The organism is Streptomyces sp. NPDC048254, from assembly GCF_043201895.1.
Taxonomy (GTDB): Bacteria; Actinomycetota; Actinomycetes; order Streptomycetales; family Streptomycetaceae; genus Streptomyces.
Map to the genome: position 1 here is coordinate 485163 of NZ_JBICZJ010000002.1, position 15932 is coordinate 501094.

Here is a 15932-nt window from a genome sequence, read left to right on the forward strand (position 1 = left end):
CTTCTCATGCATCTCTTATATGGGCCTTATCGAGCCATCACGGTGTGTCCCTACCTTGCGGTCATGTTCTTCACCTACCTGAGGCGCGAACTGCGCCGCCGCAGAAAGGCGGCTCTCGTCGTCGCCTCCGGCCTCGCGCTGGGTATCGCACTGGTCATCGTGGTCAACTCCGTGTCCAACGGCATGGGGAAGGCGCAGGACAAGGTCCTCCAGTCGCTGTACGGCCTGGGTACGGACATGACCGTCACCAAGGCCGCGTCGGCGACCACGAGCGCCTCCCAGCGGCCCCGCTTCAACTTCGACGCGCAGAACAACGGCTCGTCGAGCACGCAGAGCAGTGACCGCGTCATGGTGCAGGGCTTCACCACCCTCGCCTCCACCACCGTCACCAAGGTCGGCGGCCAGAAGGGCGTCGCTACCGCGGTCGGCGGGCTGAACCTCAACGTGGTCAAGATCAGCGGCCAGTTCACCCGGGGTCAGTTCCAGCAGAACCAGGGCTCCGGCGGCAACCAGCAGGGCGGCCAGGGCCAGGGCAACGGCGGCGGCAACGGCGCGCCGCAGGGTGAGGTCCAGGGCGGCGGTGCCAACTTCGACGTCAACTCGTACACGGTCTACGGCACCGACGTCACCCAGACCGGGATCGGCCCGCTGACCTCGTCGAAGATCACCAGCGGCCGTACCTTCAAGACGACCGAGACGAACGCCAAGGTGCTGGTCGCCGACTCGGCGTACGCCAAGGAGAAGAAGTACAAGGTCGGTTCGACCGTGACCATCAACAAGGTCAAGTACACCATCATCGGCATCGCGACGGCCGACAGCGGTGACGCGGCGGCCAACCTGTACATGCCGCTGAAGCAGGCGCAGACGCTGGCCGACGAGAAGAACAAGGTCACCACGATCTACGTCAAGGCGACCGACTCCAAGCAGATCTCGGCCGTCAAGTCGACCATCCAGAAGAACGTCTCGGGTACGACGGTCACCACCTCCGCCGACCTCGCGGACACCGTCTCCGGCTCCCTGTCCACGGCGTCCTCGCTCGCCACCAACGTCGGCAAGTGGCTGTCCATCGCGGTGCTCGTGGCCGCGTTCCTGGTCGCCGGACTGCTGACCTCCTCGGCGGTCTCCCGCCGGGTCCGCGAGTTCGGCACGCTGAAGGCGCTGGGCTGGAAGTCCCGCCGGGTCACCGGGCAGGTCATCGGCGAGGCCATGGTCAACGGACTGGTCGGCGGCGCGCTCGGTATTGCGATCGGTCTGGCGGGCGCGTACGTCGTCACCGAGATCAGCCCGACCCTGGACGCCTCCCTCGGCAGCGGTGGCGGTGGCGGCAACGCCGCCGGTGGTCCCGGCGGCGGGGGCGGCTTCGGCGGTGGCGGCGGTGGCGGTGGCTTCGGCGGCGGCCGGCAGGCCGCGAAGACGCTGGAGGTCGCCCTGACGGCACCGGTCAGCGTGACGACGATCGCGGTGGCGGTGGGGCTGGCGGTGGCCGGCGGCCTGATCGCGGGCGCGTTCGGCGGCTGGCGCGCGTCGAGGCTGCGGCCTGCGGATGCGCTGCGGCGCGTGGAGTAGCTGACGTGGGCTGGGGTGGGCCGGGGTTTCGCTTTCCGGCGCCGGCAGGGTGCCTCCCCCACTCTCGGCTTCGCTCGAGCGGGGGGACCCCCATCGCCCACCCGTGCCGCCCCAGCGGCACGACTGCCCGCGGCTGAGTAAGCCCCGTAAGGGGCGCGGGGAACTGCGCGATCAGCCCCCACCCACCCGCAGCCAATGACGAAGCCGCACCACCCCGAACCCTCCCAGGAGTCACCATGTACGAACTCAGAAACGTCACCAAGCTCTACTCCCGCGGCAAGGACACCGTCCGCGCCCTCGACGGCATCGATCTCACCATCTCCGACGGCGACCGCCTGGTCATCCAGGGCCCCACCGGCGGCGGCAAGTCCACCCTCCTGCAGATGCTCGGCGGCCTGGACCGGCCGACCTCCGGCGAAGTCGTCCTGGACGGCACCGACCTGGCCAAGCTCTCCGAGACCAAGCTGACCCGGGTCCGCAGCGAGAACATCGGCTTCGTCTTCCAGTCCTTCAACCTCATCCCGACGCTCACCGCCCAGGAGAACGTCGAGACCGCCCTCGTCCCGCTCGGCGTCAAGGCCAAGGACCGCCGGGAGCGTGCCGCCGAGGCACTGACCTCCGTCGGTCTCGGCGAACGCCTCGGGCACCTGCCCGGCGAGATGTCCGGCGGCCAGCAGCAGCGCGTCGCCATCGCCCGGGCCCTCGTCAAGCAGCCCAAGGTGCTGCTCGCCGACGAGCCCACCGGCAACCTCGACGAGGGCATGCGCGACGAGATCATGGACGTACTGGAGCGCATGTGGAAGGAGCACGGGCTGACCTTCATCATGGTCACCCACGACTCCGCGATCGCGAAGAAGGCCCCCCGGCTGGCGACCATCCGCAAGGGCAAAATCACCGTCAAGGAGAACGCGGGCGCGTGAGGTGCGTCACGGGCTGACGGCACCTAGCACCGAACTCCCGCGCACAACCGCGCAGTTGGGTAACAGTGTCTGCCCCGGCGCGTAACAGTTCTCCTGTACATCTCTTACCGGTCTCTCATCTATTGAGCCCGCTGATCACCCCCCGGCATACTCCGTATTCCGGGGGGTTGACGTATATGCGTACGGGACTGCCCCCGGCCGGGTGAATGGGGAATTCGCCCGGTACACCGTCTCCCAGGGGGAGTCTTGCGCAGACAAGTGAAAAGAGCTGCCGCGGCCACGGTGGCCACGGTGGCAGCCGTCGCCCTCGCCGCAGGCATGACCAGCCCGGCGTCGGCGAAGCCGGAGCAGCGCACCGTCGCGGCCGCCGCGGCCGCTTCATCGGTCGCCGGCCGGAACCACGTCACCCTGATCACCGGTGACCGGGTCGCCCTCGACGCCAAGGGCCGGGTCGTCGGCCTGGAGCGGGCCGCGGGACGCGAGCACATACCCTTCCAGATCCGCAAGGTCGACGGGCACACCCTCGTCGTCCCCGGTGACGCCGTCCGGCTGGTCTCCTCCGGCAAGCTGGACCAACGGCTCTTCGACGTCACCGAGTTGAACAAGGCCGCGACCCGCAAGGCCCAGAAGAACGGCCTGAAGGTCATCGTCGGGTACCAGGGTGCCGCCGGCGCCGCCAAGGCCGACGTCCGTGACGCGGGCACCCTGCGGCACAGCCTCAAGACGCTCAACGCCGACGCCGTGCAGACCCCGGTCAAGGACACGCCGGAGCTGTGGGACGCGGTCACCAACGGGGACAAGGCCGCCGCCGGCATCGCGCACGTCTGGCTCGACGGCGTCCGCAAGGCCAGCCTCGACAAGTCCGTGCCGCAGATCGGCGCCCCCAAGGCGTGGGCGGCCGGCTACAACGGCAAGGGCGTCAAGATCGCCGTCCTGGACACCGGTGTCGACGCGACCCACCCGGACCTCAAGGACCAGGTGGTCGAGTCCAAGAACTTCACCACGGCCGCCGACGCCTCGGACCACTTCGGCCACGGCACGCACGTCGCGTCCATCGCGGCGGGCACCGGCGCCAAGTCGCACGGCAAGTACACCGGTGTCGCGCCCGGTGCGAAGATCCTCAACGGCAAGGTCCTGGACGACACCGGCTCCGGTGACGACTCCGGCATCCTGGCCGGCATGGAGTGGGCGGCGGCCGAGGGCGCCGATGTCGTCAACCTCAGCCTGGGCGGCTACGACACCCCGGAGATCGACCCGCTCGAAGCCGAGGTCAACAAGCTCTCCAACGAGAAGGGCATCCTGTTCGCGATCGCCGCGGGCAACGAGGGTCCCGAGTCCATCGGCTCGCCGGGCAGCGCGGACGCCGCGCTCACCGTCGGCGCCGTCGACGGCAACGACAAGCTCGCCGACTTCTCCTCCACCGGCCCCAGCGCCGAGGGCACCATCAAGCCGGACGTCACCGCGCCCGGCGTCGACATCACCGCGGCGGCGGCCAAGGGCAGTCTCATCGACCAGGAGGTCGGCGAGAACCCGCCCGGCTACCTGACCATCTCGGGTACGTCGATGGCGACCCCGCATGTCGCCGGCGCCGCCGCGATCCTCAAGCAGGAGCACCCCGACTGGGGCTACCAGCAGCTGAAGGCCGCGCTGACCGGCTCCGCCAAGGGCGGCAAGTACACGCCGTTCGAGCAGGGTTCGGGCCGGATCGCCGTCGACAAGGCCATCAAGCAGACCGTGGTCGCCGACCCGGTGTCGGTGAGCTTCGGTGTGCAGCAGTGGCCGCACACCGACGACACCCCGGTCACCAAGCAGCTCACCTACCGCAACCTCGGCACCAAGGACGTCACCCTCAGCCTCTCGGCGAGCGGCACCGACCCCAAGGGCGCGGCGGCCCCGGCCGGCTTCTTCAAGCTGGGCGCGACCAAGGTGACCGTCCCGGCGGGCGGCACGGCCGCCGTCGACGTCACCGTGAACACCAAGCTGGGCGGCACCCTGGACGGCGCCTACTCGGCGTACGTCACGGCGACCGGCGACGGCCAGACCGTCCGTACGGCGGCCGCGGTGCAGCGTGAGGTGCAGTCGTACAGCGTCACCGTCAAGCACATCGGGCGCGACGGCAATCCGACCGGTGTCCACGACACCGCCCTGGTGGGCTACTCGGGCCTCGGCGACGGCCGCGCCTACGCGGTGCCGGCCGACTCCGGGACCACCACGATCCGGGTGCCGAAGGGCACGTACCTGCTCGACGCCTGGATCGCGAAGGACTTCACCACCTTCGACGGGGGTCTCGACTGGCTGGTCCAGCCCAAGCTGAGCGTCACCCATGACCTCACGGTCACCGTCGACGCCCGCACCACCAAGGCGGCCGACATCACCGTGCCGGACGCGCAGGCGAAGCCGGGCTTCGCGACCATCGACTACATGTACGACCCGGCGGGCATCGGGTTCGGGGTCGGCTTCGACACCTTCGACAAGATCCGGATGGCCCCGCTGGGCGGCGAGGTCGCGAGCGGTCTGACCCAGACCTGGAGCGGCCAGTTCACCAAGGGCGCGGGCGAGGAGTACGACGTCGCCACCAGCGCCCAGGTCAAGAAGATCCAGGGCGACAAGGTCCGGCACTTCAAGACCGGCGAGTTCGCCACGGTCAAGAACAGCCTCGGCGGCTCCGCTCCCGGCAAGACCGGCTCGGTCAGCCCGTGGGGCATCGTCGGCGAGGACATGGTGATGGGCGGTGCCGTGGAGCAGAAGCTGCCCAGCAGCCGCACCGTCCACGTCTCCACCGTGGACGGCGCCCTGTGGGGCTTCGACTTCACCCAGTTCAGCGGCCATGACGCCCAGGGCCTGCCGATCGCCGACGCCTTCTACACGAGCGACCCGCAGTCCTACAAGGCGGGCAAGAGCTATCAGAACACCTTCAACAGGGCGGTCTTCGGCCCGCATCTGACCAGCGACTTCGGTCTGTACCGCGAGGCCAACCAGATCTCCGGCTTCGTCCCGCTGTTCTCCGACAGCGCCAAGCACGCCGGGTCCTCCGACTTCCGGTCGGTGAACACCACCCTGTACCGCAACGGCACCAAGGTGGGCTCCAACACGGACCCGCTGTTCGGCGGCGAAGCCTTCACCGTGCCGTCCGCCGACGCCGAGTACAAGCTGACCACCTCGGTCATCCGCTCGGTCAAGGTCGCCGCCGCCTCCACGCGGATCGACGCGAGCTGGACCTTCCGCTCGAAGAAGCCGACCGGTGGCGTCCCGGTCAAGCTCCCGGCCTCCACCGTCCACTTCGGCGCCAACACCGGGTCGGACAGCCGCGTCGAGGCGGGCAAGAAGGTCACCTTCCCGGTCACCGTCGAGGGCTCGGCCGCCGGCCGCAACCTGAAGTCCCTCTCGGTCTACGTGTCGTACGACTACGGCAAGACCTGGAAGAAGCTGACGGTCAGCCACGGCAAGATCACCGTCAAGAACCCGGCCAAGGGCAAGGCCATCTCGTTCCACGCCAAGATCGCCGACAAGAAGGGCAACAAGTCGACGGTCTCGATCTACAACGCGTACTACGCCAAGTGAGCCGTAGCCGCTGAGTGGATCCACAGCGAGCGGCCCGTCGGAAGCGCGGCTTCCGGCGGGCCGTTCCCCATGCCCGGGGTCGGATCAGGGGGCGGCGACCCGGGTCGCGTCCGTGCCCCAGCTGGCCAGCAGCCGCAGCGCCTCCGCCGACGCCGAGCCCGGCTCCGCGTGATACGTGACCAGGGACTGGTCCGGGTCGTCCGGCATCCGGAACGACTCGTAGCTGAGGTACAGCTCGCCCACCAGAGGGTGGTGCAGCCGCTTCACCCCGTGGCTCTTCTCCTTGACGTCGTGCGTCGCCCACAGTCGGCGGAACTCCTCGCTCTTCACCGAGAGCTCGCCGACCAGCGCGGACAGCCGGGTGTCGTCGGGAAAGCAGCCCGCGTCCATGCGCAACAGGCAGACGATGTCGATCGCCTTCTGCTCCCACTCGACGAAGAGGTCGCGGTACTCGGGCCGCAGGAACACCAGCCGCGCCCAGTTGCGCTCCGTGACCGGCAGCTCCGACCAGTCACCGAAGACCGCCGCCGCCATCCCGTTCCACGCCAGGATGTCCGAGCGGCGCCCCCCGATGTACGCGGGCACCCCGTCCATCGCCTCCAGCAGCTGACCCAGCGCCGGACGCACCTGCTGCGGCCGCGCCGACGCCTTCTTCTTGTGCTGCTTGCCCTTGGCGAGGTGCATGAGATGCGCGTGCTCGGCGTCGGAGAGCCGCAGCGCACGGGCGATCGCGTCCAGCACCTCCGCCGACACGTTCCGCCCGTTGCCCTGTTCGAGGCGCGTGTAGTACGCCACCGACACCCCGGCCAGCTGGGCCAGCTCCTCGCGCCGCAGCCCCGGCACCCTGCGGTGCCGCCCGAAGTCCGGCAGCCCCACGTCGCCGGGGAGCAGCCGGGCCCGCCGGGTGCGCAGGAACTCGCTGAGTTCGGCACGCCGGTCCAGGGGCGGGGAGGGGGAGGTCGGGGGCTGCTCTTCCATGCCTCCAGTATTCCCGGTCGTACGCACGGGAAGCTGACCCCGCCAGTGGTAGGCACGCCAGACGTACGCAGAGGCGAGGGCTGGGTGGCGGACGTAGCGTGGAGGAGCCTGGACGGGTACCCGGGAGAAGGCGACCGGGCACGCATACACCCCTAGGAGAACCCCCCTCATGACCACTGTTGCTGCTTACGCCGCGCCCGCCGCGAAGGCCCCGCTGGAGCGGACCACGATCGAGCGGCGCGCGGTCGGCGAATTCGACGTCCTCATCGACATCGAGTTCGCCGGTATCTGTCACTCCGACATCCACCAGGCCCGCGAGGGCTGGGGTACGGCGATCTTCCCGATGGTGCCCGGTCACGAGATCGCGGGCGTCGTCTCCGAGGTCGGCCCGGGTGTCACCAAGTACGCGGTGGGGGACCGGGTGGGCGTCGGCTGCATGGTCGACTCCTGCCGCGAGTGCGACAACTGCAAGGCCGGTCTCCAGCAGTACTGCACCGGCGGCGGTCCCACCTGGACGTACAACGCCGTCGGCAAGGACGGGCAGCCGACCTACGGCGGCTACTCGCAGAAGATCGTCGTCGACGAGAACTACGTCGTCCGCATCCCCGACGGCCTCTCCCTCGACGTCGCCGCCCCGCTGCTGTGCGCCGGCATCACCACGTACTCGCCCCTGAAGCACTGGAACGCGGGTCCCGGCAAGAAGGTCGCCGTGGTCGGGCTGGGCGGCCTGGGGCACATGGGCGTCAAGATCGCCGCCGCCCTCGGCGCGGAGGTCACCGTCCTGTCCCAGTCGCTCCGCAAGAAGGACGACGGCCTGAAGCTGGGCGCCACGGACTACCGGGCGACCAGCGACCCGAAGACCTTCGAGGACCTCAAGGGCACGTTCGACATCATCCTCAACACGGTGTCGGCGCCGCTCGACTTCGACGCGTACCTGTCGCTGCTGCGCACCGACGGCGCGATGGTGAACGTCGGCATCCCGGAGGAGCCGGTGCACATCCTGCTCTCCTCCGTCTTCGGCAACCGTCGCACCCTCAGCAGCTCCGGCATCGGCGGTATCCAGGAGACCCAGGAGATGCTGGACTTCTGCGCCGAGCACAGCCTGGGCGCCGAGATCGAACTGATCAACGCGGACCAGGTCAACGAGGCATACGAGCGGGTCGTCAACAGCGACGTCCGCTACCGCTTCGTGATCGACACGGCGACGATCTGACTCCTGCGGGTCACTTCCGTCTGCCGAGGAGATAGAGCAGGTAGGGACCGCCGACCAGGGAGGTGAGCGCCCCCACCGGGATCTCCAGCGGAGGTACCAGGGTGCGGGCCACCAGGTCGGCGGTCACCAGCACCAGGCCGCCCGTCAGCGCCGAGCAGACCAGCGGCAGCTGAGGTGTGCGGGTGAGCCGCCGGGCCAGCTGCGGCGCGGTCAGCGCGACGAACCCGATCGGCCCGGCGGCCCCGGTGGCGGTGGCGGCGAGCACCACGCCGAGGAGCGTGAGGCCGAGGCGGGCCCGGTCGACGGGCAGGCCGAGGGCGGCGGCGGTGTCGGGGTCGAGACCGAGGGGCCGCGCGGCCCGCGCCGCCCACACCAGCCCCGGCAGGGCGAGGACGAGTACGACGGCGAGTGGGCCGGCCTGGTCCCACCCGCGCCCGTTCAGACTGCCCGTCAGCCACAGCTTGACCTGCTCGGCCGCGTCCAGCTCGCTGTCGGTGAGATACAGCTGGACGACGGCGGACAGCGCGACGCCGATGCCCACACCGGTGAGCACGAAGCGGCTGGGCTGCATGCCGTGCCGCCAGGCGAGGGCGTACACGAGAGCGGCGGCGGCCAGTCCGCCGCCGACGGCCACGAGCGGCATCGCGCCGGGCGCGGCGACGGCTCCGGTGGCCAGCGCGAGCACGGTCGCGGCGGCGGCGCCGTGCCCGACGCCGATGACGTCCGGGCTGGCGAGCGGGTTCCGGGTGACGGTCTGCACGAGCGCCCCGGCGAGCCCAAGGCAGACACCGACGAGGGCGCCGAGCACGATCCGGGGGACCCGCAGCTCGCCTACGACCAGGTCGTAGGGGGTCCGGTCACCGCGGATGGTGTGCCAGACGTCGGCCGGGGGGATGTAGGTCCGGCCGAGGGAGGCGGAGGCGGCCATGGCGAGGAGGAGGCCCAGGAGCAGGGCGAGGGCGACGATCATTGACCGCCGATGGAAGAGAAGGGAAAAACGGGGGTCCGGCCGTAGCACCATGACCGCGGGCCGGTGGGGGCTCGTCGCGCCCCGCGGCGGAGCCGCAATTCGGCACAGCCCCGCGCCCCTTACGGGGCCCGTCATAGCCGCGGGCGGCACCCTGCCAGCGCCGGTAAGCGAAACCCCCCGCCCCCGGGCCCACTTCACGCCACGGCCCCTTTCCTCCGTACCAGCCCCACCAGCACCGGCACCCCCACCAGCGCCGTCATCACCCCGGCCGGCACCTCCGCCGGAGCACGGACCACCCGGCCCAGGACGTCCGCGGCGAGCAACAACCCCGCCCCCAGCAGCCCCGACAGCGGCAGCACGCGCGCATAACCCCCGGACCGCACCACCCGCCGTGCCAGATGCGGCACCACCAGCCCCACGAACGCGATCGGCCCGGCCGCCGCCACCGCGGAGGCGGTCAGCAGCGTGGCCCCCAGCGCCGCACACCCCCGTACGACATGCACCCGATGCCCCAGCGCCCGAGCCGTCTCGTCGCCCAGCGCCAGCGCGTCGAGCCCCCTGGCACAGGCCAGCACCAGCCCCGCCCCCACCGCCAGGAACGGCAGCATCCGTACGACCGACCCCGGGTCCCGCCCGCTGAGCGCCCCCACCTGCCAGAACCGGAACTCGTCCAGCGTGGCGGAGCTGGAGGTGAGGACGACCGTCGTGGCCCCCGCGGTCATCGCGGACAGCGCCGTACCGGCCAGCGCCAGCTTCACCGGCGACGCCCCGCCCCGCCCGCGCGAGGCGATCCCGTACACCAGGCACGCGGCGAGGACGGCGCCGGTGAAGGCGTACCAGACGTACGCCCCGAAGCCGTACGCGGAGCCGCCGAGGACGATGGCGAGCACGACCCCCGCCGCCGCGCCCTGGCTCAGCCCGAGGATCCCGGGGTCGGCGAGCGGGTTGCGGGTGACCGCCTGGAGCGCGGCGCCGGCGAGACCGAGCGCGGCGCCCGCGGTGAGGCCGATCTCGGTGCGGGGCAGCCGGAGGGAGCGCACCACGAGCGCGTCGGGTGAGTTCCCGCCGTGCAGCAGGGCGTCGAACACCGTCGCCGGCGGTACCGCACGGGTGCCGACGGCGAGGCTGAGTACGGCGACGACGGCCACCACGAGGGCGGCCGTCGGCCAGACGAGGGCGCGGCGCACTTACCGGAGGCGTTCGGCGAGCTGTCGTACGACCAGACGCGCGGCCGTGGGACCGGCGTTGAGGTACCAGGGGTCGTCGTCGACCTGCACGGTGTGACCGGCCTTGACCGCCTTCATGGACTTCCACAGCGGCCCGGCCAGCGTTCCCCCAGAGGGGGTGCCCCCACCCGCGTCGGTCCTGGCGGCGTCGCCCTGCACGGAGTAGAAGATCCAGTCACCGTCGGCGACATCGACCTTCTCGGCGCTGATGTCCTGCGAAATGGCGTTGAACTGCTGGGACTTGGGGCGGGAGAGCCCCATGTCGACGGCTATCGAGCCGGTGAAGGAGGAGACGCCGAACATCCGGGTGCGGTCGGGCGTGAAGCGGACCATGGACACGGTGGTGGACGGGTCGAGAGCGGTGCCGCTCTTCTTCGCGTTGCCGACGATGTCGTCGAGGAGTTCCCGCGCCTCCTGTCCCTTGCCGACGGCGTCCCCGACCAGCAGCAGGTCGCGCTTCCAGTTGACGCCCTGGCCCGCGGTGACCACGGTGGGCGCGATCTTCGACAGCTGGGGGTAGAAGTCGCCGAGCGAGTCGTTGACCAGGATCAGGTCGGGCTTGGCGGCCGCCAGCGACTCCAGGTTGGGCGCGTTGCGGGTGCCCACGTCGGTCATCGCGGCGAGCTTCTTCTTGTCCTGCGGGAAGGCGTCGGCCAGGTAGTCGGGGACGAGCCCGGCGTTCTCGGCGCGGGTGCCGGCGGTCGGGACGATGCCGAGGGTGAGCAGGTCGTCGAGCTGCCCGGTGGAGAGCACGGCGATCCGCTGCGGCCGCGCCTTGATGGTGGTCCGGCCCTCGAAGTGCGTGACCGTGCGCGGGAAGAGGCCGTCGGTCTCGGTGTCCGAGCCCATGCCGTCGGCGAGGGCGCTCGGCGCGGCGGAGGGGCCTTCGGAGGCACCGGCGACCTTGTTGACGGTTCCGTCGGCATGCGACGTACCGGCATCGTTGTCAGTGGCGGAGGAGCCGCAGCCGGCCAGCAGGCCGCCCACCACGGACACGGCGGACACGGCCAGGACGGCCTTCATTCTCGACGCACGCACAACCAGGTCTCCCGATCGGTGGCTAAGGCAAGCCTTACCTTAACTGGTGCCGGGAGTACGTTGGACAGGAGGAGGTCCCACGATGACCGTGAACCTGAACCACACCATCGTCGCCGCACACGACAAGCACGCGTCGGCAAGGTTCCTCGCCGACATCCTCGGACTTGAAGTCAGCCCGGAATACGGCCCGTTCGTCCCGGTCGCCCTGCCGAACGGCGTCACCCTCGACTACCTGGAGAGCCCCGGGAACATCCCGCCGCAGCACTACGCGTTCCTGGTCTCCGAGGACGACTTCGACGAGATCTTCACCCGCGTCCGGGCCACCGGCCTCACCTACTGGGCCGACCCGTCCCACAGCCGCCCCGGCGAGATCAACACCAACGACGGCGGCCGCGGCACCTACTTCGACGACCCCAACGGCCACCGCCTGGAAATCCTCACCCGGCCCTACGGCAGCGGCGGCTGACCCAGCGGCACGGACTCCCCGGGCGCGTACGACCGTACGACCGCACCCGCCCCGTCACCACCGGACGGCCGTACGACATGCACGCGCCCACGCCCGCCGACCAGGCCCCGCTCGTCCGTCACCGTCAGCACGGTGTTCTCGTCGATCGCGACGCCGTACGGCACCCAGCCGTGCGACACGGCCGCGACCAGCCTGGCCAGCGTCCCCCACTGTGCCGCGTGCACGTCCACCGCGAAGGGCACCAGGCCGAGGCCCGGCCGGACCTCGACCCCGTCCAGGTCCTCGGCGGTGTCCGGCGGACAGACCGGCACGCCGTCCACCAGCCAGCCGCCGACCACGGCCCGCCGGGCGGCGAGAGCGGCGCCCGCGGAGAATCCGGCGTAGGGGATGCCGTGCTCGGCGAGCACGTCGGGCAGCAGTTCCAGACAGCCCGCGAACGCGTCCTGATAGGCGGGCGTGAGCCCACCGCACACCAGCACCCCGTCCAGCCCGTCCTTCAACGACCCGGGTTCGAATCGCCCACCGACCGGCACGAGCATCGGCACCGGAACGCACCGCCCGGCGGCCCGCAACGCCCCCGCGTACCGCGCGAACTGCTCCTCGCCGTCCCCCTCGTCGACGATCAGGCACCCGATACGACGGCCGCCCGCACCCGCGGCCCGCAGCAGCGGTTCGTACACCTCGGGCGCGTCCCAGCCCCCACCGACGAGAAAGACCCCGCCGGTCAGGGCCCGGGGTTCGCCGTGACGGCGGTGCGACGCGGTCATCCGCGCAGGCCCTTCAGCCCGTCCTGCGCGGCCATGACCAGCTCGATGGCCCGGTTGTCGGTCGCCGGTTCGCGCATCTGGTTCGTCACGTAGGCGATCGCCATCCGCTCGTCCGGGTCGACCCAGACCAGTGCGCCGCCCCAGCCGCCCCAGCCGAGGGCGCTCCCGAAGAGGCCGTAGCCCAGGCCGTACCGGGAGGGCATGCCCAGGACCCGGTCGTCACCGTCGAACTGCACCTCCCGGGCCCGTTCGCACCCCGCCGGCGACAGCACCCGCACCCCGCCGACGGTTCCGCCGCAGGCGAGCAGGGACTGCACGAGGGCGATGGCTCGGGCGTTGCCGAAGCCGCTGGCCGCGGGGATCTGGGCGCGCCGCCAGGCGATGCTGTTGCCGTCCCGGACGCGCAGGGTGGCGACGCCGGCGCGTTTCGCGTCGCTGTCCCGTGCGGCGGCCGCGTAGTCCTCGTCCTTGCCCGGCGGCGGCACGGTGAGCGCCACCCGCCGGTCGTGCTCGGCACCCAGCCCGATATGGAAGTCGGCACCCAGCGGCCCGGCCACCTCGGCGGCGAAGAACTCGCCCAGGCTCCGCCCGGTGATCCGGCGCACCACCTCACCCACGAGGAACCCCTGGGTGAGCGAGTGATACCCGGCCGCCGTACCCGGCTCCCACTGCGGAGCCGTCCCGGCGAGCCGGGCCGTGGCCGACGTCCAGTCGTACAACTCCTCTGTCGGCCCCTCCCAGTCGGGCAGCCCGGCGGTGTGCGAGAGCAGATGCCGTACGAGCACGCGCTCCTTCCCCGCCGCGGCGAACTCCGGCCAGTACCGGGCGACCGGCGCGTCGGGATCCAGCTCACCCCGGTCGATCAGGACGAGCGCGCACAGCGCGGTCATCGTCTTGGTCACGGAGAACACGTTGACGATCGTGTCCCGCTCCCACGGCACAATCCGGCCCGCGTCGGCGAACCCGCCCCACACGTCGACCACGGCCTCCCCGTCCACGAAGACGGCGACGGCACCTCCCGCATCCCCCTCGTCCAGCAGTCCGGAGAGCATGGTGGGCACAGCGGCGAACAGCTCGTCGTAGGAGCCATGAATGTCGGCCATACGGGCCATTCAGCCCGCCGGCACAGGCGGACGCAACCCAATTCCCGGCGCGGCGAGAACACGGCCCGCACCCCCGCCCTCGCCTTGCCGCACGGGCAGAGCGGCCCGAACCCGTCACGCAGGGCATCAGCGCTGGGGTAGTCGGTCCGGACGGCCGATCGGCCCCCGGCGGCCCACAGGGCGTCGAACGGCGGCACGACACGGACGACGATGATCAAAGGGGCACGGGGGGGAGGGGGGCGGCCGGAAAGCAGAACCAGCTTCCGCGGAGGAGGCGGTCATGACTGCTCCCATGGGCACGATTCTGATCCCGTGCGTCGGCACCCGCCGGGCCGGATGCCCCTGGTCCGTCCCGAACGCGTCAAGCGGACGGAGCCCGCGAGGCCGGTCGGGCGGGTGCGGAATCGCCCGGGGCCCTCGCGCGTTGTGGGGAGTGGGCGCGGGACGCCGGTGATGTGCGAGCCGAACAGCCCGAGTGACCGAGCTGACAGAAATTGGAGGGTCCGTAATGGCTGCGCAGACGCAGAGGGCCGTGCTGGCGGGCGGATGCTTCTGGGGGATGCAGGACCTGATCCGCCGGCTCCCGGGCGTGACGGGGACCCGGGTCGGATACACCGGGGGTGACGTGCCGAACGCGACATACCGCAACCACGGCACGCACGCGGAGGCCATAGAGATCCTCTTCGACCCCGAGAAGACCGACTACCGCGCGATCCTGGAGTTCTTCTTCCAGATCCACGACCCGAGCACCAAGAACCGCCAGGGCAACGACATCGGCGTCAGCTACCGCTCGGCGATCTACTACGTGGACGACGAGCAGAAGCGGATCGCCGAGGACACCATCGCGGACGTGGACGCCTCCGGACTCTGGCCGGGCAAGGTCGTCACCGAGGTGGAGCCGGTCGGCCCCTTCTGGGAGGCCGAGCCCGAGCACCAGGACTACCTGGAGCGCTACCCGGACGGCTACACCTGCCACTTCCCGCGCCCGGGCTGGCGACTCCCGGCCCGCACGGAGAGCTGACCACGAGACGGCCCGGCGCGCGGGGCGGAGGCCGACCGGCCGACGCTCGGCACGCCGGGCCTATGTGCGTGAACGCATCCGGCTGCGGTGAGGTGCCGGGCTGATCAAGTAGCAGTTGGCCCGGCATCCGGGGCCGCTGTTCCCGCGGGCGGCGAGCGGGTACTCCCAGCGCGTACGCCGAGGTCGTGTCGGTCCCGGCGTTTCACCTGGCACGCACGTCGCCCAGGGGCGAAGCTGCCGGGCTCAGCGTGGCCGCTAGGCCGGATGCCGTGTCCGGGATGCGTGCCGGGGCCATCCCGCCACAGGATCCTGGTCATGCGGACATCTACTGTCATACGACCCCGTCCTCTGCCGGCGCGGCGCGGCGGCGCACGCCATGCCATATCCGCGGCTCTTGCCTGCGGTGTCCTGCTGGCCGGTACCGCGGCGTGCGCCGGAGCAGGCGGGCACAGGAGTCGCGTCGGTGCCCCGGGCGTCAACAACCCGGCTGCGTCCGGCTCCCCCGGCCCGGAAGCGGGCCCGCGCGTTCCGGGTGTCGGAAACCGCATGTGGAAGCGCGTGCCGGCCGACGCCCACCAGGCCGTGGTCGTCTACGGCGACGGCCCGGACTCCGCCGAGAGCACCGTCGTGCTCTACGAGAAACAGGGCACCGCCTGGAAACGCAAGGGAAGTTGGCCCGCGCACAACGGCAGGCTGGGCTGGACGACCGACCATCACATGGACGACGAGCGCAGTCCCGTCGGCGCGTTCTCCCTGACGGATGCGGGCGGGTCCCTCGAGGATCCGGGCAGCCGCTTGCGCTACTGGTACGACGACAACGCCTTCGCGTCCATGATCGAGGACGGCGAAGACCACGCCCACGACTTCGACTACGTCATCGCCATCGACTACAACCGGTTCACGGGTGTCCCGCCGTTCGACTGGAACCGTCCCCAGGGAGTGGAGAAGGGCGGCGGCATATGGCTGCACCTGGACCACGGCGACGGCACGTCTGCCTGTGTCACCGTTCCCGAGTCCGGCATGAAGACCCTGCTGCACACCCTCGATCCCCGCCTGCACCCCGTCGTGGTGATGGGGGACCGGGAGCGGCTGAGAGCCTGACG

General features: G+C 70.9%; 13 protein-coding genes. 7 read left to right on the plus strand and 6 right to left on the minus strand.

Features of this window, described 5'->3' with window-relative positions:
- Positions 1-63: 63 nt before the first annotated feature.
- The 3 genes from ACGFZQ_RS07540 (at position 64) to ACGFZQ_RS07550 (ending at position 6047) form a co-directional block, all read left to right on the plus strand.
- Complete coding sequence (locus ACGFZQ_RS07540; protein WP_393839552.1) at positions 64-1566, plus strand: ABC transporter permease; 1503 nt, start codon at positions 64-66, stop codon at positions 1564-1566.
- A gap of 236 nt (positions 1567-1802) precedes the next feature.
- The gene (locus ACGFZQ_RS07545; protein WP_351741430.1) at positions 1803-2486 is read left to right on the plus strand and encodes an ABC transporter ATP-binding protein; all 684 of its coding nucleotides are present in this window, start codon (positions 1803-1805) and stop codon (positions 2484-2486) included.
- Positions 2487-2744: 258 nt separating this feature from the next.
- A complete protein-coding gene (locus tag ACGFZQ_RS07550) occupies positions 2745-6047 on the plus strand; it encodes a S8 family serine peptidase (RefSeq protein ID WP_393839553.1) in 3303 nt (1100 codons plus the stop codon).
- An 84-nt stretch (positions 6048-6131) separates the two neighbouring features.
- Here ACGFZQ_RS07550 and ACGFZQ_RS07555 read toward each other — a convergent pair whose 3' ends face one another.
- Positions 6132-7025 (minus strand): helix-turn-helix domain-containing protein, encoded by an 894-nt coding sequence (locus ACGFZQ_RS07555; protein WP_393839554.1) that lies wholly within the window; start codon positions 7023-7025, stop codon positions 6132-6134.
- Between the two features lie 169 nt (positions 7026-7194).
- Between ACGFZQ_RS07555 and ACGFZQ_RS07560 the strand changes: the two genes are divergently transcribed.
- On the plus strand, positions 7195-8238 hold the full coding sequence (locus tag ACGFZQ_RS07560; RefSeq protein WP_351741435.1) for an NAD(P)-dependent alcohol dehydrogenase: 1044 nt from the start codon (positions 7195-7197) through the stop codon (positions 8236-8238).
- Positions 8239-8248: 10 nt separating this feature from the next.
- Here ACGFZQ_RS07560 and ACGFZQ_RS07565 read toward each other — a convergent pair whose 3' ends face one another.
- From ACGFZQ_RS07565 to ACGFZQ_RS07575, 3 genes are all read right to left on the minus strand, one after another.
- Positions 8249-9259, minus strand: a complete 1011-nt coding sequence (locus tag ACGFZQ_RS07565; protein ID WP_393839555.1) for a FecCD family ABC transporter permease — start codon at positions 9257-9259, stop codon at positions 8249-8251.
- 143 nt (positions 9260-9402) lie between these two features.
- Positions 9403-10395 (minus strand): FecCD family ABC transporter permease, encoded by a 993-nt coding sequence (locus ACGFZQ_RS07570; RefSeq protein WP_393839556.1) that lies wholly within the window; start codon positions 10393-10395, stop codon positions 9403-9405.
- A complete protein-coding gene (locus tag ACGFZQ_RS07575; RefSeq protein WP_393839557.1) occupies positions 10396-11472 on the minus strand; it encodes an ABC transporter substrate-binding protein in 1077 nt (358 codons plus the stop codon).
- 82 nt (positions 11473-11554) lie between these two features.
- On the opposite strand from ACGFZQ_RS07575, the gene ACGFZQ_RS07580 reads away from it, so the two are divergent.
- Complete coding sequence (locus tag ACGFZQ_RS07580; RefSeq protein WP_393839558.1) at positions 11555-11938, plus strand: VOC family protein; 384 nt, start codon at positions 11555-11557, stop codon at positions 11936-11938.
- Here the strand turns inward: ACGFZQ_RS07580 and ACGFZQ_RS07585 are convergent.
- Both ACGFZQ_RS07585 and ACGFZQ_RS07590 read right to left on the minus strand, forming a co-directional pair.
- Entirely contained in the window at positions 11920-12705 is a 786-nt protein-coding gene (locus tag ACGFZQ_RS07585) for a hypothetical protein (protein WP_393839559.1), read from the minus strand. The two genes, ACGFZQ_RS07580 and ACGFZQ_RS07585, sit on opposite strands and share 19 nt — an antisense overlap.
- Entirely contained in the window at positions 12702-13808 is a 1107-nt protein-coding gene (locus tag ACGFZQ_RS07590) for a serine hydrolase domain-containing protein (RefSeq protein ID WP_393839560.1), read from the minus strand. Before ACGFZQ_RS07590 ends, ACGFZQ_RS07585 begins: the two co-directional genes overlap by 4 nt.
- A gap of 508 nt (positions 13809-14316) precedes the next feature.
- Here ACGFZQ_RS07590 and msrA point away from each other — a divergent pair.
- Both msrA and ACGFZQ_RS07600 read left to right on the plus strand, forming a co-directional pair.
- Entirely contained in the window at positions 14317-14829 is a 513-nt protein-coding gene (msrA, locus tag ACGFZQ_RS07595; RefSeq protein ID WP_393839561.1) for a peptide-methionine (S)-S-oxide reductase MsrA, read from the plus strand.
- A 546-nt stretch (positions 14830-15375) separates the two neighbouring features.
- Positions 15376-15930 carry a hypothetical protein gene (locus tag ACGFZQ_RS07600; protein ID WP_393839562.1) on the plus strand — a complete coding sequence of 185 codons (555 nt, stop codon included), beginning with the start codon at positions 15376-15378 and terminating at the stop codon, positions 15928-15930.
- Positions 15931-15932: the final 2 nt, after the last annotated feature.

Coding starts and splice junctions, on each gene's coding strand:
- ACGFZQ_RS07580 (WP_393839558.1), top strand. CDS start 11,555: ATGACCGTGAACCTGAACCACACCATCGTCGCCGCACACGACAAGCAC.
- msrA (WP_393839561.1), top strand. CDS start 14,317: ATGGCTGCGCAGACGCAGAGGGCCGTGCTGGCGGGCGGATGCTTCTGG.
- ACGFZQ_RS07540 (WP_393839552.1), top strand. CDS start 64: ATGTTCTTCACCTACCTGAGGCGCGAACTGCGCCGCCGCAGAAAGGCG.
- ACGFZQ_RS07565 (WP_393839555.1), bottom strand. CDS start 9,259: ATGGTGCTACGGCCGGACCCCCGTTTTTCCCTTCTCTTCCATCGGCGG.
- ACGFZQ_RS07590 (WP_393839560.1), bottom strand. CDS start 13,808: ATGGCCGACATTCATGGCTCCTACGACGAGCTGTTCGCCGCTGTGCCC.
- ACGFZQ_RS07555 (WP_393839554.1), bottom strand. CDS start 7,025: ATGGAAGAGCAGCCCCCGACCTCCCCCTCCCCGCCCCTGGACCGGCGT.
- ACGFZQ_RS07585 (WP_393839559.1), bottom strand. CDS start 12,705: ATGACCGCGTCGCACCGCCGTCACGGCGAACCCCGGGCCCTGACCGGC.
- ACGFZQ_RS07545 (WP_351741430.1), top strand. CDS start 1,803: ATGTACGAACTCAGAAACGTCACCAAGCTCTACTCCCGCGGCAAGGAC.
- ACGFZQ_RS07560 (WP_351741435.1), top strand. CDS start 7,195: ATGACCACTGTTGCTGCTTACGCCGCGCCCGCCGCGAAGGCCCCGCTG.
- ACGFZQ_RS07600 (WP_393839562.1), top strand. CDS start 15,376: ATGTGGAAGCGCGTGCCGGCCGACGCCCACCAGGCCGTGGTCGTCTAC.